This is a genomic window from Micromonospora sp. NPDC023888 (assembly GCF_040639415.1).
In the GTDB taxonomy this organism is placed as follows: Bacteria; Actinomycetota; Actinomycetes; order Mycobacteriales; family Micromonosporaceae; genus Micromonospora.
In genome coordinates this window covers 42,604-62,718 of sequence record NZ_JBEZZW010000004.1, presented here as the reverse complement: position 1 = coordinate 62,718, position 20,115 = coordinate 42,604, and the positions used below count along the sequence as shown (strand labels likewise).

The 20,115-nt window shown below is 71.7% G+C and carries 18 protein-coding genes; 8 read left to right on the top strand and 10 right to left on the bottom strand.

What is annotated here, in order from left to right; genetic code table 11:
• Positions 1-29 precede the first annotated feature (29 nt).
• Positions 30-1,757 (bottom strand): bifunctional metallophosphatase/5'-nucleotidase, encoded by a 1,728-nt coding sequence (locus AB0F61_RS04825; protein ID WP_357803340.1) that lies wholly within the window; start codon positions 1,755-1,757, stop codon positions 30-32.
• A gap of 276 nt (positions 1,758-2,033) precedes the next feature.
• Here AB0F61_RS04825 and AB0F61_RS04820 point away from each other — a divergent pair, with 276 nt between their 5' ends.
• Positions 2,034-2,831 (top strand): alpha/beta fold hydrolase, encoded by a 798-nt coding sequence (locus tag AB0F61_RS04820; RefSeq protein WP_357803338.1) that lies wholly within the window; start codon positions 2,034-2,036, stop codon positions 2,829-2,831.
• Between the two features lie 23 nt (positions 2,832-2,854).
• Here AB0F61_RS04820 and AB0F61_RS04815 read toward each other — a convergent pair whose 3' ends face one another.
• Together AB0F61_RS04815 and AB0F61_RS04810 are read right to left on the bottom strand one after the other, a co-directional pair.
• Complete coding sequence (locus AB0F61_RS04815) at positions 2,855-3,502, bottom strand: histone deacetylase (RefSeq protein WP_357803336.1); 648 nt, start codon at positions 3,500-3,502, stop codon at positions 2,855-2,857.
• Between the two features lie 11 nt (positions 3,503-3,513).
• The gene (locus AB0F61_RS04810; RefSeq protein WP_357803334.1) at positions 3,514-4,293 is read right to left on the bottom strand and encodes a phosphodiesterase; all 780 of its coding nucleotides are present in this window, start codon (positions 4,291-4,293) and stop codon (positions 3,514-3,516) included.
• Positions 4,294-4,545: 252 nt separating this feature from the next.
• Here AB0F61_RS04810 and AB0F61_RS04805 point away from each other — a divergent pair, with 252 nt between their 5' ends.
• Positions 4,546-5,910, top strand: coding sequence for a sensor domain-containing diguanylate cyclase (locus AB0F61_RS04805; protein WP_357803679.1), 1,365 nt, complete (start codon positions 4,546-4,548; stop codon positions 5,908-5,910).
• A 6-nt stretch (positions 5,911-5,916) separates the two neighbouring features.
• Here the strand turns inward: AB0F61_RS04805 and AB0F61_RS04800 are convergent, their stop codons facing one another.
• A complete protein-coding gene (locus AB0F61_RS04800; RefSeq protein WP_357803332.1) occupies positions 5,917-6,990 on the bottom strand; it encodes an aspartate-semialdehyde dehydrogenase in 1,074 nt (357 codons plus the stop codon).
• Positions 6,991-6,995: 5 nt separating this feature from the next.
• Positions 6,996-8,261 (bottom strand): aspartate kinase, encoded by a 1,266-nt coding sequence (locus AB0F61_RS04795; RefSeq protein ID WP_357803330.1) that lies wholly within the window; start codon positions 8,259-8,261, stop codon positions 6,996-6,998.
• Between the two features lie 244 nt (positions 8,262-8,505).
• Here AB0F61_RS04795 and AB0F61_RS04790 point away from each other — a divergent pair, with 244 nt between their 5' ends.
• Both AB0F61_RS04790 and AB0F61_RS04785 read left to right on the top strand, forming a co-directional pair.
• Positions 8,506-9,294, top strand: coding sequence for a hypothetical protein (locus tag AB0F61_RS04790; protein ID WP_357803328.1), 789 nt, complete (start codon positions 8,506-8,508; stop codon positions 9,292-9,294).
• Positions 9,295-9,377: 83 nt separating this feature from the next.
• Positions 9,378-9,908, top strand: a complete 531-nt coding sequence (locus AB0F61_RS04785; RefSeq protein WP_357803326.1) for a nitroreductase family protein — start codon at positions 9,378-9,380, stop codon at positions 9,906-9,908.
• A gap of 11 nt (positions 9,909-9,919) precedes the next feature.
• On the opposite strand, the gene AB0F61_RS04780 is transcribed toward AB0F61_RS04785, so the two are convergent.
• Complete coding sequence (locus AB0F61_RS04780) at positions 9,920-10,903, bottom strand: ArsR family transcriptional regulator (RefSeq protein ID WP_357803324.1); 984 nt, start codon at positions 10,901-10,903, stop codon at positions 9,920-9,922.
• Between the two features lie 78 nt (positions 10,904-10,981).
• Between AB0F61_RS04780 and AB0F61_RS04775 the strand changes: the two genes are divergently transcribed.
• Both AB0F61_RS04775 and leuA read left to right on the top strand, forming a co-directional pair.
• On the top strand, positions 10,982-12,253 hold the full coding sequence (locus tag AB0F61_RS04775; RefSeq protein ID WP_357803322.1) for an MFS transporter: 1,272 nt from the start codon (positions 10,982-10,984) through the stop codon (positions 12,251-12,253).
• Positions 12,254-12,490: 237 nt separating this feature from the next.
• Positions 12,491-14,242: a 2-isopropylmalate synthase gene (leuA, locus tag AB0F61_RS04770; RefSeq protein WP_357803320.1), complete on the top strand. Its 1,752-nt coding sequence runs from the start codon at positions 12,491-12,493 to the stop codon at positions 14,240-14,242.
• 31 nt (positions 14,243-14,273) lie between these two features.
• Here the strand turns inward: leuA and AB0F61_RS04765 are convergent, their stop codons facing one another.
• Positions 14,274-15,767: an MFS transporter gene (locus AB0F61_RS04765; RefSeq protein WP_357803318.1), complete on the bottom strand. Its 1,494-nt coding sequence runs from the start codon at positions 15,765-15,767 to the stop codon at positions 14,274-14,276.
• A 107-nt stretch (positions 15,768-15,874) separates the two neighbouring features.
• Between AB0F61_RS04765 and AB0F61_RS04760 the strand changes: the two genes are divergently transcribed.
• Together AB0F61_RS04760 and AB0F61_RS04755 are read left to right on the top strand one after the other, a co-directional pair.
• Positions 15,875-16,519 (top strand): HNH endonuclease family protein, encoded by a 645-nt coding sequence (locus AB0F61_RS04760; RefSeq protein WP_357803317.1) that lies wholly within the window; start codon positions 15,875-15,877, stop codon positions 16,517-16,519.
• A 14-nt stretch (positions 16,520-16,533) separates the two neighbouring features.
• A complete protein-coding gene (locus AB0F61_RS04755; RefSeq protein WP_357803315.1) occupies positions 16,534-16,902 on the top strand; it encodes a hypothetical protein in 369 nt (122 codons plus the stop codon).
• Positions 16,903-16,959: 57 nt separating this feature from the next.
• On the opposite strand, the gene AB0F61_RS04750 is transcribed toward AB0F61_RS04755, so the two are convergent.
• The 3 genes from AB0F61_RS04750 to AB0F61_RS04740 form a co-directional block, all read right to left on the bottom strand.
• The gene (locus tag AB0F61_RS04750) at positions 16,960-18,060 is read right to left on the bottom strand and encodes an oligopeptide/dipeptide ABC transporter ATP-binding protein (RefSeq protein WP_357803313.1); all 1,101 of its coding nucleotides are present in this window, start codon (positions 18,058-18,060) and stop codon (positions 16,960-16,962) included.
• Positions 18,057-19,043, bottom strand: a complete 987-nt coding sequence (locus tag AB0F61_RS04745; RefSeq protein ID WP_357803311.1) for an ABC transporter ATP-binding protein — start codon at positions 19,041-19,043, stop codon at positions 18,057-18,059. The genes AB0F61_RS04750 and AB0F61_RS04745 overlap by 4 nt, the downstream gene beginning before the upstream one ends.
• Positions 19,044-19,155: 112 nt before the next feature.
• Positions 19,156-20,115 carry an ABC transporter permease gene (locus AB0F61_RS04740; protein ID WP_357803677.1) on the bottom strand — a complete coding sequence of 320 codons (960 nt, stop codon included), beginning with the start codon at positions 20,113-20,115 and terminating at the stop codon, positions 19,156-19,158.

The following is a 20,115-nucleotide window of genomic DNA, read 5'->3' as shown; positions in this document are numbered from 1 at the left end:
TCCGGGGCCCGGTGTCGCGGGGTCGACCGTCAGGCGGCGGGGACCTCGGCGGTGGTGCGGATGCGGTCCAGCGTCGGGGCGGAGACCGGCGACTGCGCGGTCAGGTACGCCACGAACGCGTCCAGGTCGATCTGGCCGGTGACCTGGTTGGTGCCGCCGGTGAGGGCGCTGAAGCCGTCGCCGCCGCCGGCCAGGAAGTTGTTCACCGTCACCCGGTAGGTGGCGGCGGTGTCGACGGCGGTCCCACCGATGGTGAGGCTGCCCCGGACCACCCGGGTGCCGGCGCACGGGTCGGCGGCGGTCGCGCTGGTGCCGTTCAGGTCGACCACGTAGCGCAGGGTGGACGACGGGTACAGCGTCCTGCCGGTGACGAACTGCTGCTCCAGTACGCAGTAGAGCTGCGCTCCGGTCAGGTCCAGCGTCACCAGGTTGTTGGCGAACGGCTGCACCGTGAACGCCTCCCCGTAGGTGACCGGGCCGGCGTCCAGGGGGGCCCGGACACCGCCCGGGTTCATGAGGGCGGCGACCGCGCCCTGCTCGTCATCGGTGGCGGCGAGTTGCGCGTCGGCGATGACGTTGCCGATGGGGGACTCTCCGCACGAGTTCGGCACCTGCGCCGAGCAGGTGCCGAGCAGGTTCTCCTGCGTCGTGGCGAGGGCGGTGGCGGTCACCCCGACCTGGCGGTCGGCGACCGGGCCGAGGACCGTCTTGTATTTGTCGATCAGGGCGGTCTGCTTCGGGTCCTTGGCCACGTCGCGGGTGACCACGACGTTGTTCGCGGCGGCGGAGATGACGTCCCCGCTCCGGCGGTCGATCTTCAGGTCGATGTCGGTGACCAGGCGACCGAACGAGCTGGCACTGGTGACCAGCTTGCCGTTGATGTCGCAGTTGTACGCCTGGTGGGTGTGTCCGCTGACCACCACGTCGATCGACGGGTCCATCCGGTTGGCGATGTCCACGATCGGCCCGGTCATGCCGACGCAGTCGTTGATGCCACCGGTCGCCGCCTGGGCGCCACCCTCGTGCAGCAGCACGACGATGGTCTGCACGCCCTTGCGGCGCAGCTCGCGCGCGTACCGGTTGGCGGTGTCCGCCTCGTCGGCGAAGGTGAGGCCGGCGACGCCCTGCTGGCTGACGATCTGCGGGGTGCCCTCCAGGGTCATCCCGATGAAGCCGACCTTGACGCCCTGCACCTTGTGGATCGCGTACGGCGCCATCAGCGGCTTGCCGGTGGCGGTCTTGAAGGCGTTCGCGGACAGGTACGTGAAGCCGGCGCCCCGGTACGGGGTGCCGTCGGCGCAGCCGTCGACCGGGTGGCAGCCGCCGTTCTGGATCCGCAGCAGCTCGGCGGCGCCCTCGTCGAACTCGTGGTTGCCGACGCTGGCGTAGTCCAGCCCGGCCATGCTCAGCGCCTCGATCGTCGGCTCGTCGTGGAACGCGGCGGAGAGCAGCGGGGACGCGCCGATCAGGTCACCGGCGGCGACGGTGATGGTGTTCTGCTTCTTGGCGGCGGCGCGCAGCTCGGCCAGGTGGGTCGCCAGGTATTCGACGCCGCCCGCGGTCTGCCCGGCGATGGTGCCGCTGGACCCGGTCGGCGGTTCGAGGTTGCCGTGGAAGTCGTTGAGGGCCAGCAGGGTGACGTCGACCGGCTTCGGTCGCGCGTCGGCTTGTTCAGGGCCTGTGGCGACCGCGCCGAACGCGGCCACCGCGAGCGCGGTCAGGCCGACAGCGGCCCGTCGCATCCCGGTTGTGGACATGGATCTCCTCGTGAGAATCGGCGTCTGCGGGGCTCCGGCCTCTGGGTCGACCGGGCCGCCGAGCGACACCGTCGTCAGGGTCGCGGTTGGCGGCAGTTGGGGATGGCCGCCTGCACCGACAGCCTCTCATCCGGACGCCGCCGGGTCGACCCGGGCAGCACAGCAGAGCTGCGGGTACGCCCGCATCCCGGATCAGCGTCTGCCGCGGTCTGCCGGACATCGTCGTACGGAGGGTCTAGAAAGGACGAGACGGTCGGCGCGGACGGAGAGAGCATCGTGAGTGACATGACACCGCAGGTGGAGCAGGTGCGCTCGGCGGACGGCACACCCATCGCGTTCGAGCGGTCCGGTGCCGGGCCCGCGATCGTCCTGGTCGGCGGGGCGTTCAGCGACCGCGTTGCGACCCGTGCACTGGCCACGGCGTTGGCACCGGATTTCACCGTTTTCGGCTATGACCGCCGAGGTCGGGGCTTCAGCGGCGACACCCTGCCCTACGAGATCGGTCGCGAGATCGACGACCTGGCCGCGCTGATCGCGGCGGCAGGCGGTTCGGCCGCTGTCTACGGGATCTCCTCCGGCGCGGTCCTGGCGGCCCTCGCCACCGCGCAGGGCCTTCCGGTGACCAGGTTGGCAGTGTTCGAGCCGCCGTTCCAGGTCGGTCCGCACGTGGGCGTTTGGAGGGATCTCACCGCGCGCCTCATCGAGCTGATCGCCGCCGACGACAGGGACGCCGCGGTGGAGCTCTTCCTCAGCGACTCGGTGGGGCTGCCGGCGGACGAGATCACCAGGATGCGGTCGCAACCGATGTGGGGCGCACTTACCGCAGTCGCGCACACCCTGGTGTACGACTCGATCGTCACCGCCGGCGGGCGACTGCCCTCCGACCGGTTGGCGGCCATCACCGTGCCGACTCTCGCTGTGCACAGCACCGGCAGTCCACAGTGGCTGCGGGACGCGAGTGCAGCCGCGGCCGAGGCGGTCCCGGGCGGCCGGTCCATCAGCCTCGACGGTGGTTACCACGAGGTGCCGCCGGCGACGCTCGCTCCCGCGCTGCGGGAGTTCCTGCTCGGTTGACGGCCGGCCCGACCCACCGGCAGTCACACGTCGACAAGCACCTCGCTGACCAGGGCGGCGACGGCATCGGGGGGCCATCCGTCGGCCACGCCGGGCCGGGCGGCCAGATAGCTGGTGATCCGCTCGGCCGGCCAGCCGTGCGCCTCCCGCAGACCGCGGGCGATCATGCCGAGGTAGATCGGCGCGGGCGGCCGGCACCGGCTGGCCGACGCCCCCTCCGGCGCGGTGAAGGTCAGCAGGGGGACGCCGCTGTGGCTGCCGGGGCAGACCAACGTCTCGTACCGGCCGGGGCCGAGCGTCGCCCGCCCGGTGGCGATGGCCGCCTCGATCGCCGTACCGGTCGCGGGGATCAGGTCGGTGGCACCCGCCGGGCGGTACATCTCCTGGGCGGCGATGTCGGCGAACTGCTCCTCGGTGACCAGGTAGGCGCGGGCCGCGGCCTCGCCCGGCAGGTGCGGGTCGTAGAAGGCCATGCCCCCGGTCCAGGCCCGGGACTCGCCGGCGAAGAAGATCCCGCCGGGCAGCGACACCGGGATCGACCGGCTCGGCGGGCGCTGGTCCCGGCAGCCCGGGTACGTGCGTTTCCCACCGGGCGGGCAGCCGCCCCCGATGTACCACCCCAGGCGGGCGGCGTGCATGTTCGAGCCGTACGCGACGTACCAGACCACCACGACGGGCTTCCTCAGGAGCTACAGGTCTGACCGGCCGAGTGGCTGACCTGCACGGTGTGTGTCACGCACCCGCCCGCCTCGACCAGGTGCAGCAGGAAGGCGGTCGGCTCGTCGACCCAGCCGATCTGCTCGTCGACGCTCATGGTGAGCGTGCTCTGCTTCCACGTGCTGGGTGCCACGGTGAGCACCGTGCCTGCGAAGGCCGTGGTGACCGGGCGGTGCAGGTGGCCGGAGGCGACCCGGACGACGTGTCGGTGCCGATTGATCACCTCGGCGAACGCGTCGGAGTCGGCAAGCCGGAGGGAGTCGGCAGCGGGGATGCCGACCGCGACCGGCGGATGGTGCAGAAAGACCACTGCGGGCACCTCGGGCCGCCCGGCCAGCACCCCGTCGAGCCAACCGAGTTGCTCCTCGCCGAGCTGGCCGCTGCTGCTGCCGGGGACGAGCGAGTCGAGCACCACGACCGACGCCGCCTCGTGATCGACGTGGTAGTAGGACGAGAAGCCGCCCCCGAGCCATGGTGTGCCGCCGAAAGCGTCGAGCAACGACTCGCGATCGTCGTGGTTGCCGGGGGCCAGGTGCACCGGCACCGGGAACCGGCCGGTCAGCTCGCGCAGCGCCGCGTACTCGTCGGGCCGGCCGTGGTCGACCAGGTCACCGGTGATCACCACGCAGTCCGGTCGGGGCCGCACCGCCAGCACCCGGCCGAGCGCACGGTGCAGCCCGGCGGCCGGTGCGGCGGCGAGCAGGCCGGTGGTCAGGTGCGGGTCGCTGAGCTGAGCGATGAGCATGGGCTCGCCTCCTCGGCGTCGGGAGTTTCACGCTATCGCTGGGCGCGGTGTTCGGGTGTGCCTGAACACGGCGCTCGCCCACAGGCTGTGTCCACAGCCTGTGGATAGCACGTGTGTACGAAGCCCGGCGGATCGCGCCACCGTGAGTACGCTTGATCGCGCGGCTCGGCGCCGGCCGGCCCCTCCCCTACCTGGAACGACGTGCGAGTGGATCATCAGCGAGTCAGCCGTGACGTCATCGTCCGCCTCCCGATGGCGTCGAGCGTGTCGGAGGCCTGTCGATGGACGGTCACCGCACTGTCCCGCCACACCCCCGCGACGATCTCCGTGCTGCTCGCGGCCCACGACCGTCTGCGCTGCGTCGCGGCGACCGGGGCCTGGCAGGTCTTCGCGACAGTGCCGGCCCGCACCGGCATCGTCGGGCGGGTGTACGCCACCGGCACCCCCGCCGTCGTCCCGGACGTCAGTGCCGACCCGGACTACCTTCCGGTACGCCCGGACGTGACCGCCGAGCTGTGCGTACCGGTGCTGGACCCGACGGGCCGGGTGATCGGCGTGCTCGACCTGCAGTGGAGTGAGCCAGTCGACCTGGAGCTGTGGCGGGAGACGACGCAGCGGCTGGCCGACCGGCTCGGTGCGCGGATCGCCGCACTCGGCGGCCCACCGGAGGAGAGCCGCAGCGAGAAGCTGCTCCGGCACGCCGCAGCACTCTCCGCCGCGCTCACCGAAGCAGAGCTGATGGGCGCTGCGGCAGGCGCCGCCCGGGAGGTCTCCACCCTCTCCACAGCGGTGCTCCTGGTCGCCGGCCAGCTCGGTCCGCCCCCGGCGACGCCGAGCGACCTGGAGACCCGGATCCGCGCCGAGCTGACCGAGGCTGGTCCGGCGGCCCTGGCCCGGATGGTCGACCGGGCACACCGCTACGGTGCCGGCTACACGCTGGGCGAGGCCGGGCATCCCCCGACCGAGGACTACCGGCCGCTGACCCGGGCGGGGGTGCAGACGTTGGTCGCCGTTCCGGTCGGGCCGCCGGAGGCCGGCGGGGTGCTGCTGGTCGCCGACGAACGCGCTCTGCGCCCGGACCCGACCACTGTCAGCCTGATGGAACTGCTCGCCGGGCAGGCCTGGACCAACCTGGACCGGCTCCGCACGCTGGCCCGGCTGCGGGAGCAGGCCAGCTCAGACCCGCTGACCGGGTTGCGGCACACCGGCCCGTTCGGGCAGCGGATCGCAGCGGCCACCCCGGGGCGTACGGCCCTGCTGGCGATCGACGTGGACGGCTTCAAGACCGTCAACGACACGTACGGCCACCAGGCCGGCGACCGGGTCCTCGTCGGGTTGGCCCGCGCTCTGGAGGAGGCGCTCCGCCACGGCGACGAGCTGTACCGGATCGGCGGCGACGAGTTCGTCGCGGTGATCGAGGTGAGCCGCCCCGAGGAGGCGGTCCGGATCGCCGAACGGCTGACCGAGGCGGCCCGGCGCATCGGCCGCACGATCAGCGTGGGCGTCGCGCTGCCCCGCCCCGGCGAAACCCCCGACCGCACGCTGCGACGAGCCGACCAGGCCCTCTACGCGGTGAAACGCCAGGGCCGCGACGGAGTGCACCTGTCCGCCGCCTAGCTAGGGCTAGCGGTCAGGCGTTGCGTTGCGGAGCTCCTTGGCGAGGAGTTCGGCGATCTGGGCGGTGTTGAGGGCCGCGCCCTTGCGGAGGTTGTCGCCGGTGACGAAGAAGTCGAGGGCGCGCGGATCGTCGAGGGCGCGGCGGATCCGGCCGACCCAGGACGGGTCGGTGCCGACCGCGTCGATCGGCATCGGGAACTCTCCGGCGGCGGGATCGTCGACCAGGATCACCCCGGGCGCGTTGCGCAGTGCCTCGCGGGCGCCCTCGGCGTCCACCTCGGTGCCGAAGACCGCGTGCACGGCCACCGAGTGGGCGGTGACCACGGGCACCCGGACGCAGGTGGCGGACACCTTGAGGTCGGGCAGGCCGAGGATTTTCCGCGACTCGTTGCGGAGCTTCATCTCCTCCGACGACCAGCCGCCGTCGGCCAGCGAGCCCGCCCAGGGCACCACGTTGAGCGCCAGCGGGGCCGGGAACGGACCGAGGTCGTCGCCGACCGCCTGGCGGACGTCGCCGGTGCGCGAGCCGAGCGCGCGATCCCCGGCGACCTTGGTGAGCTGGTCGTGCAGGATGTCCACGCCGGCCTGGCCGGCACCGGAGACCGCCTGGTAGGAGGCGAGCACCAGCTCCCGCAGGCCGTACTCGCGGTGCAGGGGCGCCACGGCGACGATCATCGCGAGGGTGGTGCAGTTGGCGTTCGCGATGATGCCCCGGGGCCGGTCGCGGACCTGCTCGGGGTTGATCTCCGGAACGACGAGCGGGACGTCGCGCTCCATCCGGAACGCGCCGGAGTTGTCGACGGCGATCGCGCCACGGGCGACGGCGATGGGCGCCCACTCGGCGGAGACCTCGTCGGGCACGTCGAACATCGCCACGTCGACCCCGTCGAACGCCTCCGGCGTCAGTGCCTGGACGACGACGTCCTCACCTCGGCAGCGCACCCGCTTTCCGACCGAGCGCTCGGAGGCGAGCAGCCGGATCTCACCCCAGACGTTGCGACGCCCGCTGAGCAGCTCACACATGACGGTGCCGACGGCACCTGTCGCTCCGACCACGGCGAGGGTGGGCAGCGCCGTCATCGGCGCTACCTACCCGTCCCGGCGTAGACCACGGCTTCGGTGTCGCCGCCCAGCTCGAACGCGTCGTGGATGGCGCGGACGGCGGCGTCGAGGTCGGTGTCCCGGCAGACCACGGAGACCCTGATCTCGGAGGTGGAGATCATCTCGATGTTGACCCCGGCCGCGCCGAGCGCGGCGAAGAAGCCGGCGGCCACGCCGGGGTGCGAGCGCATGCCGGCACCGATCAGCGAGACCTTGCCGACGTGGTCGTCGTAGAGCAGGCCCTTGAACTTGACCGGCTCCTGGATCTTGCTGAGCGCGGCCATCGCGGTCGGACCGTCGGCCTTGGGCAGGGTGAACGAGATGTCCGTGCGGCCGGTGCCCTCGGTGGAGACGTTCTGCACGATCATGTCGATGTTGATCTCGGCGCCGGCGACGGTGTCGAAGATCGCCGCGGCGGCACCCGGCTCGTCGGGCACCCCGACGATCGTGATCTTGGCCTCGCTGCGGTCGTGCGCGACCCCGGTGATCAGTGCCTGCTCCACGGAAAGGTCCTCCATCGATCCGGTGACCATCGTGCCGGTGTTGGTCGAGTATGACGAACGGACGTGGATCGGCAACCCCGCCCGACGGGCGTATTCCACGCTACGCAGGTGCAGCACCTTCGCACCGCACGCGGCCAGCTCCAGCGTCTCCTCGTAGGTGATGTGCCGGATGTGCCGGGCGTTGGGCACGATCCGGGGATCTGCGGTGAAGATGCCGTCCACGTCCGTGTAGATCTCGCAGACGTCGGCGTGCAGGGCGGCGGCGAGCGCCACGGCGGTGGTGTCCGAGCCACCCCGACCAAGCGTCGTGACGTCCTTGGTGTCCTGCGAGACACCCTGGAAGCCGGCGACGATGACCACCGACCCCTCGTCGAGCGCGCCCTTGAGCCGCCCGGGGGTGACGTCGATGATCCGCGCGCGGCCGTGCACCGAGGTGGTGATCACACCGGCCTGCGAGCCGGTGAACGAGCGGGCTTCGTACCCCAGGTTGTGGATGGCCATGGCGAGCAACGCCATGGAGATCCGCTCCCCGGCGGTGAGCAGCATGTCCAGCTCGCGGCCTGGCGGCAGCGGGCTGACCTGGTTGGCCAGGTCCAGCAGCTCGTCGGTGGTGTCCCCCATCGCGGAGACCACCACCACCACGTCGTCGCCGGCCTTGCGGGCGGCGACGATGCGCTCGGCCACCCGCTTGATCCGCTCGGCGTTGGCGACGGAGGACCCGCCGTACTTCTGCACCACGAGTGCCACGACGTGCACTCCCTCCCAGCGACCCTGAGCGTGCCGACGCCGCCGGAACCGGGGCCGGCGGCGCGTGTCAGTCCCCTTGAGGGTATCCGGCGGGTAACGACGCCGGGTCAGGTGATCCCACCATCCGGCCCGCGCGGGGCGGCCGGGCCGCTCCGACCAGCTCCGGCGGTACGCGACGACACGCCGGAACGACCCAGCACGTGCCGGCACCCACCAGACGGTCCGCACCCACCAGAATGGGCCGGTGCCCGTCCTCACCCGCTCGGCCGGCCGCCTGCTCGGGCCGCTCGTGTTCGCCCTGCCAGCTCTCCTGGTCGCCTGCACCGATGAGCAACCCCCGGCCCCGCCGCCCGCCGATCCGGGACCGGTGGCGGTGGACGCCGCGCGGGACGAGCTGGCCGCCCTGGCCGCGGCTGCCCAGGATCGCCACCTGGTGGCGCAGTACGTGTACAGCCAGACCGGGCAACCGGCTCGCACCATCACGTTCACGAGCGCGAACGACGGTAGCTGGCGGGTCGACGTGCCGGGCGGCGCGTGGGGTGGCAGCGCCGACATCTCGATAGCCGCCACGAGCGACGGGCTGTTCCAGTGCGCCCTGCCGTCGGCCGGGCGACCCGAGTCGGCGAGCTGCGTACGCCTCGGTGAGCGCGACGACGCGATCCCACGCCGGTCGGACCCCCGGGTCCAGCATCCGCTCACCGACTGGTTGGACGTGCTCACCGACCGGCGCGCACCGCTGGCGGTGGCTCCCGCCAACCCACCCGAGGGTGTCACCGGCACCTGTTACTCGGTGGACTCCACCTCGGCGTCGCTCAACGCCCCGGTGGACGTGGGCATCTACTGCTACGAGCGGGACGGCACTCCGACCGGGGTGCGGACCGGGGCCGGGACGCTGCGGCTGGCCGCACCGCCGGGCCCGGCACCGGCCACCGTGCAGTTGGCCGGCCCGGTGGTGGTCGACCGGGACCCGCTCGACACCGCCGCGCCCCCGACCCCCGACCCGTCCGGCAGCCCGAGCGCGGGAACGCCCTGATCTTCGTCCCGTTACGGGTGGTCTTGCCCACATTCAATGCACCCGACCAAGGGTGCGAGTCGCCCATCCGGAACACTTCACCCATGGCCGATCTGACGTCGCTGCTCGCCTTCCGCTGGAGCCCTCGGGCGTTCGACCCGAGCGCCGAGTTGACTCCGGACGAGGCGGCCTCGCTGCTGGAAGCCGCACGCTGGGCGCCGTCGGCGGACAACCGCCAGCCCTGGCGGTTCGCTCTCGGCCACCGCGACGACGACACCTGGAAGCGGATCCTGATCAGCCTGCCGCACGGCGACCAGGGCTGGGTCCGACGCGCGTCGACACTGGTGGTCGGCGCGCACACCGGCGGCGACGCCGAGCGGGCCGCGTACGACCTCGGTCAGGCCATCGCCCACCTGACCCTGCAAGCCACCGCACTCGGCCTGCACGTGCGTCAGCTCACCCGCTTCGACGAGACCGGCCTCGCCACCGAACTCGACCTGCCCCGCGGGGTTCGACCGCTGGTGGTCGCCGCCGTCGGCCGGCTCGGGGACCCGTTCACCCTCCCGGCCGATCTGCGCGCCAGGGAGACCGGCCTGCGGCACCGCCGCCCGATCGGCGACCTGCTGCTCCGCTGACCGACCGCCGGCTAGCCGCCTCCGGCCCGCAGCAGGACCCGCGCGGCATCGGTGTTGCGGTAGAGGACGTGCCTACCCTGCCGGGACCGGGAGACCAGGCCGGCGGCGTGCAGCGCGGCCAGGTGCTGGGAGACGCCTCCGGCGGACATCCCGGTAAGTCGGGCCAGGTCGGTGGTGGTGGTCGCCGTGTCGAGCAGGTGCAGCAGCGCGGCTCGCCCCGGGCCGATCACCCGGGCCAACGGGTCGCCGGGTGGCGTCGCGGCCGTCTCCCAGAGCGTTCCGACAGCACGGACCGGGTACGCGCCGGCCGGCAGCGAATCCTCCAGCAGGTTCCACAGCACGTGCTGCTCGGTAAACACCGTCGGGTTCAGCGTCAGCCCGCGACCCCGGAGGTCGAAGTCCCGCCCGAACGTGTCGTCGCTGATCACCCGGTCGCCGTGCCAGCGCAGGCTCGGGTGGAGCTGCTCGAAGAACCGACCGGCGCCGCTCTCGGCGAGTTGGGCGGCCCGGTACGCCACGTCGGCGTCGAGCAGCGCCCGCATCCGCGGCCAGTCCGGGGCGATCGCCTCGTCGTACCAGACCCGCACCGCGTCGACGACCTGCGGCAGCAGCCCTCCGGGGTCGGCGAGCAGCGCCCGCCCGAACGGGCTCAGCGGTTTTTGCCAGGTGGTCGCCAGCAGGTCTTGGACCACCACGTCCGGAGGCGTCGCCGCGATCTGTTCGAGCTGCTCGGCCAGCTCCACGTTCGGCCGGGCCGCCGGCGTGAGGAAGTCAGGCAGCCAGCGACCCGGCACGACCAACCCCACCAGAGGTCGGACCCGGTCGGCCACCTCGGGACGACGCAACGTCACCCGGGCCCGGTCGATCCAGGGCAGGTGTACCGCGTAGCGGACCGGTTTGGCCAGCGCCCACATGCTCATGACCGTCTCGTTGACCGGTGACACGGCGAGCCGCACTCCCGCCACGTCGGCCAGGTTGAACCGCAACTCGGACACTCGCACCCCCGGAAGCAGGATTCGGCCCAGCCTAAAAGGCTCGACCGACCCCGTGGGGGCACGGTTCACTTCCCGGCCATGGGGGCCAGAGAAACCATTCGTACCGCCGTCCGAGACGTCGTACCGCCGGCCGGGTTGACCCGCGCCCTGGCCGTGCAGGCCATGGTCGCCGCAGTCGGCAGCGGGCTGTTCCACGCCGGCAGCGCCGTCTTCTTCACCCGGGCGCTGGGGCTCAGCGCGGCCCAGGTCGGGTTGGGCCTGTCCATCGCGGCGGGGGTGTCGCTGCTGGGCACGGTGCCGCTGGGCGGGCTCACCGACCGGTACGGACCGCAGCGCGTCTGGGTGGTGGGGTCGGTGCTGAATGCGGCGCTGTTCGCGACCTACCCGTTCGTGGGCGGCTTCGCCGGCTTCCTCGCCGTGGTGGTGGCGCTGGCCGGCGTGGACGCCGCTGTCGGCGTGGCCCGGCAGGTCTACTCGATCAATGCGGTCCCCCCGGCCGAACGGGTCACGGCGATGGCGTACCAGCGCTCGTCGCTGAACGTCGGCTTCGGGCTCGGCGCGGTGATCAGCGGCGTGGTGCTGGCGGTGGACACGATCACGGCGTACCGGGGAATGGTCTGGTTCATCGCGACGGTCTTCCTCGTGACCGCCCTCTTCGTGCGGCGACTGCCCCGGCTGCCGCAGGTGGCCCGACGGGCGGAGCCGATGAGCCGGCTCGCCGTGCTGCGGGACCGCCCGTTCATGGTGGTGTCCCTGCTGTCCGGGCTGCTCACCGCGCACGGGGTGCTCTATCTGACGGTCATGCCGCTGTGGATCCTCACCCACACCGACGCCCCGAAGACGGTGATCGCCGGGCTGGTGCTGCTCAACACGATCCTGATCGTGCTACTCCAGGTACGCGTCAGCCGGGGCGCGGACACCGCGGCGGGCGCGGCACGGGCCTCCCGCCGGGGTGGGCTGCTCGTCGCCCTGTCCTGCCTGGTCCTGCCGATCTCCGCGGTCACCCGGGGCCTGCTCACCGTCGTGGTGCTGGTGGCCGCCGCGTTGCTGCTGATCCTGGCCGAGCTGATCGAGTCGGCGGGCACCTGGGGGCTGACCGCCACCCTGCCCCCGGCCGGCGAGCGCGGCGCGTACGTGGGGGCGCTCGGACTCGGCGTGCAGCTCCAGTACCTGATCGCCCCGGCCGGCCTGACCGCGCTCGGGGTGACCACCGGCGGGTGGGGTTGGTTACCGACGGCAGCGATCTTCGTGCTGGTAGCGGCGGCGATCGTGCCCGCGGTGGCCTGGGCGCAACGGACGCCGAGGCTAGGTGCCGAGGCCCCGGACCCGGACATGACACCGGTCCCATAGTCCGGACCAGCCTTTCCACCCTTCCCTACATCACGTAGGGTGACCTGGTCATGTGGCGGGCGCTGCTCCTCCTTAGCCGCCGCGACGAGGCCTGACCGGCCGGCACCTCGTCGCGGAGTCGCATCGCGCCGTCCAGCACATCCGATCTTCTTCTCGGCACCGCCGCGCACCGTCGCCCGGCAGCTCGCCGACACCTTCCGATCTGCTGACGCCACATGTTCCAGGGAGCACTCTGAGATGGCTCAACCTGTCACCGACGCCGATACCGATCCGATCGCCCGGCAACGCCCGAGCCGGATGCCGTACCACCGCTACCAGCCGTACCGGGAGCAGTTCCGGATCGACCTGCCGGATCGCACCTGGCCCACCCGGCACGTCGATGCCGCGCCGCGCTGGTGCGCAGTGGATCTCCGCGACGGCAACCAGGCGCTGATCGACCCGATGTCGCCCGAGCGCAAGCGGCGGATGTTCCAACTGCTGGTCCAGATGGGCTACAAGGAGATCGAGGTCGGCTTCCCGTCTGCCAGCCAGACCGACTTCGACTTCGTCCGGCAGCTCATCGAACAGGACATGATCCCGGACGACGTCACGATCCAGGTGCTCACGCAGTGCCGGGAGCACCTGATCGACCGGACGTTCGAGTCGCTGCGCGGCGCGAAGCGGGCCATCGTGCACTTCTACAACTCGACCTCCACCCTCCAGCGGCGGGTCGTCTTCGGCCTGGACAAGGACGGCATCGCCGACATCGCCACGACCGGTGCGCGGCTCTGCCAGAAGTACGCGGAGATCCACACCCCGGACACCGAGATCTTCTACGAGTACTCGCCGGAGTCGTACACGGGCACCGAGCTGGAGTACGCGCTGGAGGTCTGCTCCCGGGTGATCGACGTGATCGACCCGACGCCGGACCGGCCGCTGATCATCAACCTGCCGGCCACCGTCGAGATGGCCACGCCGAACGTGTACGCCGACTCGATCGAGTGGATGCACCGGCACCTGCCGCGCCGCGACAGCGTGGTGCTGAGCCTGCACCCGCACAACGACCGGGGCACCGGAGTGGCCGCCGCCGAGCTGGGTCTGCTCGCCGGCGCGGACCGTATCGAGGGCTGCCTGTTCGGCAACGGCGAGCGCACCGGCAACGTGGACCTGGTGACCCTGGGGCTCAACCTGTTCTCCCAGGGCATCGACCCGATGATCGACTTCTCGAACATCGACGAGATCCGGCGCGCCGTCGAGTACTGCAACCAGCTCCCGGTGCACGAGCGCCACCCGTACGCGGGCGACCTCGTCTACACCGCCTTCTCCGGCTCCCACCAGGACGCCATCAAGAAGGGCTTCGACGCCCTCGCCGCCGACGCCAAGGCCGCCGGGGTGCCGATGGACGAGCACACCTGGGCCGTGCCGTACCTGCCGATCGACCCGAAGGACCTGGGCCGCACCTACGAGGCGGTCATCCGGGTCAACTCGCAGTCCGGCAAGGGCGGCATCGCGTACATCATGAAGAGCGAGCACCAACTGGACCTGCCGCGCCGGCTCCAGATCGAGTTCTCCGGGGTGGTGCAGCACGTCACCGACCACGACGGCGGCGAGGTCGACCCGTCCGCCATGTGGGAGATCTTCGCGACGCACTACCTGCTCGACCACCAGCCCGACCCGGCGGTCCGGCTGAGCAGCTACACGATCGGCACCGCCGACGGCAAGGTCGAGATCGAGGCCCAGGTCGTCACCGGCGCCGAGCGGCACTCGCTCGCCGCGATCGGCAACGGCCCGATCGACGCGTACGTCAACGCGCTCCAGTCGGTCGGGGTGGGCGTACGGGTGCTCGACTACCACGAGCACGCGCTCTCCTCCGGTGGGGACGCGCAGGCCGCCGCGTACGTGGAGTGCGAGGTCGACGGTCGGACGGTCTGGGGTGTCGGCACCGACGCCAACATCGTCACCGCCTCGATCAAGGCGGTCACCAGCGCCGTCAACCGCGCCCGTAGCTGACCGCACGAGCCGCGCCCCCGAGGGTGGTCACCTACCTCGGGGGCGTGGCCGCGGGCAGCGAGTGGCAGGGCTGTGACGGTGGGGCCGCGCGGGGTGGCCGGTGCACGAGCACGAGGGCCAGCACGGCCCCGGCCAGCAACAACCCCGCACACCAGACCATCGCGCCCCGGAACGCGTCGGTCAGCTCGGCCTTCTGCGCGTAGCCGCTGCCGGAGAGGCCGACAAGCAGCGGCAGCGCCGCCACCGCGAGCAGGCCGCCGGCCCGGGACGCGGCGTTGTTGAAGCCGCTGGCCACCCCGGAGAACCGGTCCTGCACGGCGGCCAGCACCGACGCGGTGAGCGGCGCCACCACCAGGGTCAGCCCGATGCCGAAGAGCAGCACCCCGGGCAGCACGTCGGTCCAGTACGACGCGCCGGGGCCGACGCCGCGCAGCAGCAGCAGACCGATCGCCGCGAGCACCGGCCCGACGCTCAGCGGCAGGCGTGGCCCGATCCGCGCCGACAGCGCTCCGGCTCGGGCCGACCCGGCCAACAGCAGCAGGGTCATCGGCAGCAACGCGATGCCGGTGCGGAAGGCCGACCACCCGACCACGTTCTGCAGGTAGACGGCGAAGAAGAAGGTGAAGCCGCCGAGCGCCGCGTAGACGACCACAGTGAAGATGTTCAGCACCGAGAAGAGCCGGCTGTCGAACAGCCCGGTGGGCAGCATCGCGGCGTCGCCACGCCGCCGTTCCAGCAGCACGAATGTCACAGCGGACAGCACCCCGACCAGCGCCGCGATCAGCACCGGGGCGGAGTCGAAGCCACGCGCCGGGGCGTCGATCAGGGCGTACGTGACGCCGGCCAGCGCGAGCGCGCCGAGCAGTGCTCCGCCGACGTCGAACCGCCGCCGGGTCCGCCCCGGCCCCGCGGTCCGGGAGGCGCTCTCGTCGCGGCTCTCCGGCACCCAGCGCATCGCGGCCAGCACCACGAGCACGGCGATCGGCAGGTTGAGGAAGAAGATCCAGCGCCAGGACAGCGCGTCGATCAGCCAGCCCCCGATGAACGGGCCCAACGCGGTGGACACCCCGGACAGCCCGGCCCAGGCGCCGATCGCCCGACCCCGGTCGTCCGGATGGAAGCTGGCCTGGAGCACGGAGAGCGACCCGGGAGTGAGCAATGCACCGCCGGCGCCCTGGAGGAACCGGGCCGCGATCAGCCAACCGGTGCCCTGGGCCAGCCCGCACAGCACGGAGGCGGCGGTGAACCAGACCACTCCGATGAGGAAGATGCGCCGCCGACCGAAGCGGTCGCCGAGCGCACCGCCGAGCAGCACGAACGCCGCGAGCATCAGCAGGTAGCCGTTGATGGTCCACTGGAGATCGGCCACGTTCGCGCCGAGGTCCTGCCCGAGTTTCGGCAGCGCCACGTTGACGACGGTGCTGTCGAGGAAGACCATGCCAGAGGCGAGGACGGCGGCGAGCAGCGTGCCCCGGCCGGCGGTGGTGCCCATTCGGAGGGCGGACGCCGGTACGGGTGCGGTCATCCCACCAATCTGCCTTGCGCCATGTGGGAGACGCCACGAAACGCCGAAACCATTCCCGGGTACTGTGCGCAATCGCCGGGAGACCGCAAGCTGGAGAGGTGTCGTCTGTGCGTACCAGATCAGGACCGCGAGCGGCGGTGACCGCGCTCGCCGCGGCGCTGGCGCTCGGCGTGACCGGTTGCGTCCCACAGGACGAGCCGGTCACGCCACCGCCGTCGACCGACGGCGGGGGCAACGCTGCGGAGCAGCTCAGCCAGCTCACCGTGGCCACCGCCGGCTCGATGAAGGGCTACAGCCGGGACCACTTCCCGCACTGGCGGGACACCGGCAAGAACTGCGACGTGCGGGACAGCATCCTCCAGCGCGACGGCAAGGACGTGAAGCTGTCCGGCTGCAACGTGGTCGGTGGCCGCTGGGAGAGCGTGTACGACGGCCGCAGCTTCTCCGATCCCTCCGACGTGGACATCGACCACATGGTGCCGTTGGCGAACGCGTGGCGCTCGGGTGCCGACGAGTGGACCGACGCGAAGCGCGGTGATTTCGCGAACGACACCACCCGTCCGCAGCTCTTCGCGGTTTCCGCGGCCTCCAATCGGGCAAAGGGTGACCAGGACCCGTCCCAGTGGAAGCCGGCAAACCGATCGTACTGGTGCAAGTACGCCCAGGACTGGGTGACGGTCAAGCACTACTGGCGGTTGACTGTGACAAGCGCCGAGAAGGCCGCCCTGACCGACATGTTGGAGGGCTGTTGAGTGGGGAGCGAATCGTGACCGCCGCCGGGGAAGGCGGCCCGGCCGCGGCCGGCATGACAGCGGACGGCGCCGCCGAGACTCCCGCCGCCGTGCCGGGCGCCGGCATGGTCGCGGATTCGGGTGGCGCGGCCGGCCCGCAGAGCCGCACCAGCGACATCGTGCCCGGCCCCGGCGGCGTGATGACCGACGAGGTCGGCGTCGTCACCGGTGACCTGACGCTGCGCACCGAGTACGCGGACGGCAAGGTCACCCTGCGGGTGCAGTACAAGGACGCCGACGAGTGGTACGCGGTGACCGGCACGTCGGTCGCGCTGGCCGACCCGGCGGGGCTGGACGCGGTACACGGCGTCGCGGTGGGCCTGCTGCACCGTCCCGAGGGCTGAGCCACCCGGACCCGTACCGTCCAGGGGCCGTCCGTCGCCGGACGGCCCCTGGCGGTGTCACGGGGTGGGGATCAACTCGCCCGGCGGGTCGACGGGGCCGGTGCCCTCGCTCGGGCGGACCAGCTCCACCTCGACCTCGTGCGGCCGAATGCGGCCGGCGGCGATGTCCTCGGCGAAGTGGCAGGCCACCCGGTGTCCGCCGACGACGTCGCGCAGTTCCGGCCGCTCGTCCGCGCACCGGGTCGGTTGCGCCCACGGGCACCGGGTGTGGAACCGGCAGCCGGACGGCGGGTTGGTCGGCGACGGCAGGTCACCGGCGAGCAGGATCCGCTCCCGGCGGTCCTCCACGAGCGGATCCGGCACCGGCACCGCGGACATCAACGCCCGGGTGTACGGGTGCATCGGCTCGCGGTAGAGGTCGTCGCTGGACGCCTCCTCCACCAGCCCGCCGAGGTACATGACGCCCACCGTGTCGGCGATGTGCCGCACCACCGCCAGGTCGTGCGCGATGATGAGGTACGTCAGGCCACGCTCGTTCTGCAGGTCCTCCAGCAGGTTGAGCACCTGGGCCTGGATGGACACGTCGAGCGCGGACACCGGCTCGTCGGCGACGATCAGGTCCGGGTTGAGCACCAGCGCGCGGGCGATGCCGATCCGCTGGCGCTGGCCGCCGGAGAACTCGTGCGGGTACTTGCCGAGGGCCGACGCGGGCAGGCCGACCGCCTCCAGCGTCTCGCGCAGCCGCCGGTTCGTCTCGGCCTTGTCGCCGGCCAACCCGTGCGCCTTGAGCCCCTCCACCAGCAGCGACTCCACCGACTGTCGGGGGTCGAGGCTGGAGAGCGGATCCTGGAAGATCATCTGCATGCGGCGGCGGGCCTGCCGCATGGCCTCGCCCTTCAGCGAGCGCACGTCGATGCCGTCGAAGACGATCTCGCCCTCGGTCGGCTCGACGAGCCGCAGGAGGCCACGACCCAACGTCGACTTGCCGCAGCCCGACTCACCGACCAAGCCGTACGTGTCGCCCTTGCGGATGCTCAGCGACACCCCGTCCACCGCGTAGACGTACCCGATGGTGCGGTCGAAGAGCAGGCCGCTCTTGATCGGGAAGTGGACCTTGACGTCGCGCAGCTCGATAAGGGGTCCGGTCTGTTCGGTCATCGGACCGCCACCTCCTCGGAGACGGGGTTGTTGCAGCGGAGGTCCCCGCCGGTGGCGGTGGGTTCGAGCGGCGGCGGCCCTTCGAGACACGCGTCCACAACGTTGTCGCAGCGCGGCGCGAAGGCGCACCCCTCAGCCCACGGGATGTTGTCGGAGACCGACCCGCGGATCGCGTGCAGTCGCTCACCGCGCGGTGAGTCCAGCCGGGGCACCGAGTTGAGCAGCCCGTGGGTGTACGGGTGCCGGGCGTGCGCGAACAACTCGTGCCGCCGTTGCCGCTCGACCACCTTGCCGCCGTAGAGGACGTTCACGGTGTCGCAGAGCCCGGCCACCACGCCCAGATCGTGCGTGATCATGACGAGCGCGGTGCCGGTCTCGTCGACCAGTTGCTTGAGCAGCGTGAGGATCTGCGCCTGGATGGTCACGTCGAGCGCGGTGGTCGGCTCGTCGGCGATCAGCAGCCGAGGCTTGCAGGCAAGCGCGATGGCGATCAGCGCGCGCTGGCGCATCCCGCCGGAGATCTGGTGCGGGTACTCGGTGAGCCGCCGCTGCGGGTCGGGGATTCCGACCGCGTCGAGCAGGTCCCGCGATTCGCGCAGCGCCTGCTTGCGATCGCGGCCCTGGTGGCGCTCCAACACCTCGGCCACCTGGACCCCGATCGGGATGACGGGGTTCAGCGAGGAGAGCGGGTCCTGGAAGATCATGCTGATCTCCCGGCCGCGTCGGTCGCGCATGTCGTCCGGTCGCAGTTTCAGCAGGTCGGTGCCGTCGAAGAGCACCTCCCCGGTGACCTTGTTGCCGCGCTTGGGCAGCAGGCCCATGATGGCCAGGCTGGTCACGCTCTTGCCGCAGCCGGACTCGCCGACCAGGCCGACCGTCTGCCCCGGCTCCACCGTGAAGCTCACCTTGTCCACGGCGGTGAAGGGCCGCTCACCGCGCCGCTGGAACACGACGCTCAGGTCACGGACGTCGAGCAGGCTCATCGAGTCACTTCCTCACTGCTGTGGTCCTTCGCTCGCGAGCGCGGGGCTCGCAAGCTCACTCCTCGCGCTCGCCCGAGACGGGGTCCGGCCGCGCTGACAGCGCTCACCGTGGTCACCGCCGGTTCTTCGGGTCGATCGCCTCACGCATCGCCTCACCAAGCAGGGTGAAGCCGAGCGCGACCACGATGATCGCGAGTGCGGGGAAGTACGCCAACTCCGGTCGTACCTCGAAATAGCGCTGGCCGTCCACGCCGAGCATCAGGCCCCACTCGGCCCGGTTGATGTCCGGGTCGCCGAGGCCCAGGAAGGACAGCGCCGCGGCGTCCAGAATCGCCACCGCGAAGGTCAGGGTCGCCTGCACGATCACCGCGGTCAACGAGTTGGGCAACATGTGCCGCAGCACGATGTTGCGCTCCTTGACACCGAGCGCGCGGGCGGCCAGCACGTGGTCGCTCTCCCGCTGGGCCAGCATCGAGCCGCGCAACAGCCGGGCGAAGATCGGCACGCTCACGATGGCCACCGCGAAGATGACCGTCCACTGGCTCGACCGGCTGGCCATCGCGACCAGGGTGATCGCGAGCAGCAGGCTCGGCAGGGCCAGCATCACGTCGGTGAGTCGCATCAGGACCACGTCGACCCAGCCACCGAAGGCGCCGGCGATCGCGCCGATCAGCACGCCGAGCGCGAGACCGATGAGAGTCGCGAGCACGCCCACGAAGAGGGTCTGCCGGGCACCGTAGATCATGCGGGACAGGAAGTCCCGGCCGAGCGGGTCGGAGCCGAGCGGGAACCCGCTGCTGGCCCCCGGGATCGTGTCCACGGTCAGGCCCTTGGTCAGCTCGTCGAAGCGCTGCACCGGGTCGTGCGGTGCGATGAGCGGAGCGAAGATCGCCACGAGGACGAACAGCCCCACAATCACGCCGCCGACGATGGCGACCGGGTTGCGCTTCAGCCGGCGCATTGCGTCGCGGACGAGGCTGATCCCGCCCCGGTCGGCGGCACTCGCCTGGGCCAGCTCGTCGAGCCGTGCCTTCTTACGGTCGCCGAGCAGGCCGATGCTGCGCTCGCTCAT

Excerpts from the sequence above, each read along its gene's own strand:
- AB0F61_RS04825 (WP_357803340.1), bottom strand. The coding sequence starts at position 1,757 with ATGTCCACAACCGGGATGCGACGGGCCGCTGTCGGCCTGACCGCGCTC.
- AB0F61_RS04810 (WP_357803334.1), bottom strand. The coding sequence starts at position 4,293 with ATGCTCATCGCTCAGCTCAGCGACCCGCACCTGACCACCGGCCTGCTC.
- AB0F61_RS04805 (WP_357803679.1), top strand. The coding sequence starts at position 4,546 with ATGGCGTCGAGCGTGTCGGAGGCCTGTCGATGGACGGTCACCGCACTG.
- AB0F61_RS04800 (WP_357803332.1), bottom strand. The coding sequence starts at position 6,990 with ATGACGGCGCTGCCCACCCTCGCCGTGGTCGGAGCGACAGGTGCCGTC.
- AB0F61_RS04785 (WP_357803326.1), top strand. The coding sequence starts at position 9,378 with ATGGCCGATCTGACGTCGCTGCTCGCCTTCCGCTGGAGCCCTCGGGCG.
- AB0F61_RS04775 (WP_357803322.1), top strand. The coding sequence starts at position 10,982 with ATGGGGGCCAGAGAAACCATTCGTACCGCCGTCCGAGACGTCGTACCG.
- leuA (WP_357803320.1), top strand. The coding sequence starts at position 12,491 with ATGGCTCAACCTGTCACCGACGCCGATACCGATCCGATCGCCCGGCAA.
- AB0F61_RS04765 (WP_357803318.1), bottom strand. The coding sequence starts at position 15,767 with ATGACCGCACCCGTACCGGCGTCCGCCCTCCGAATGGGCACCACCGCC.
- AB0F61_RS04750 (WP_357803313.1), bottom strand. The coding sequence starts at position 18,060 with ATGACCGAACAGACCGGACCCCTTATCGAGCTGCGCGACGTCAAGGTC.
- AB0F61_RS04745 (WP_357803311.1), bottom strand. The coding sequence starts at position 19,043 with ATGAGCCTGCTCGACGTCCGTGACCTGAGCGTCGTGTTCCAGCGGCGC.
- AB0F61_RS04740 (WP_357803677.1), bottom strand. The coding sequence starts at position 20,115 with ATGAGCGAGCGCAGCATCGGCCTGCTCGGCGACCGTAAGAAGGCACGG.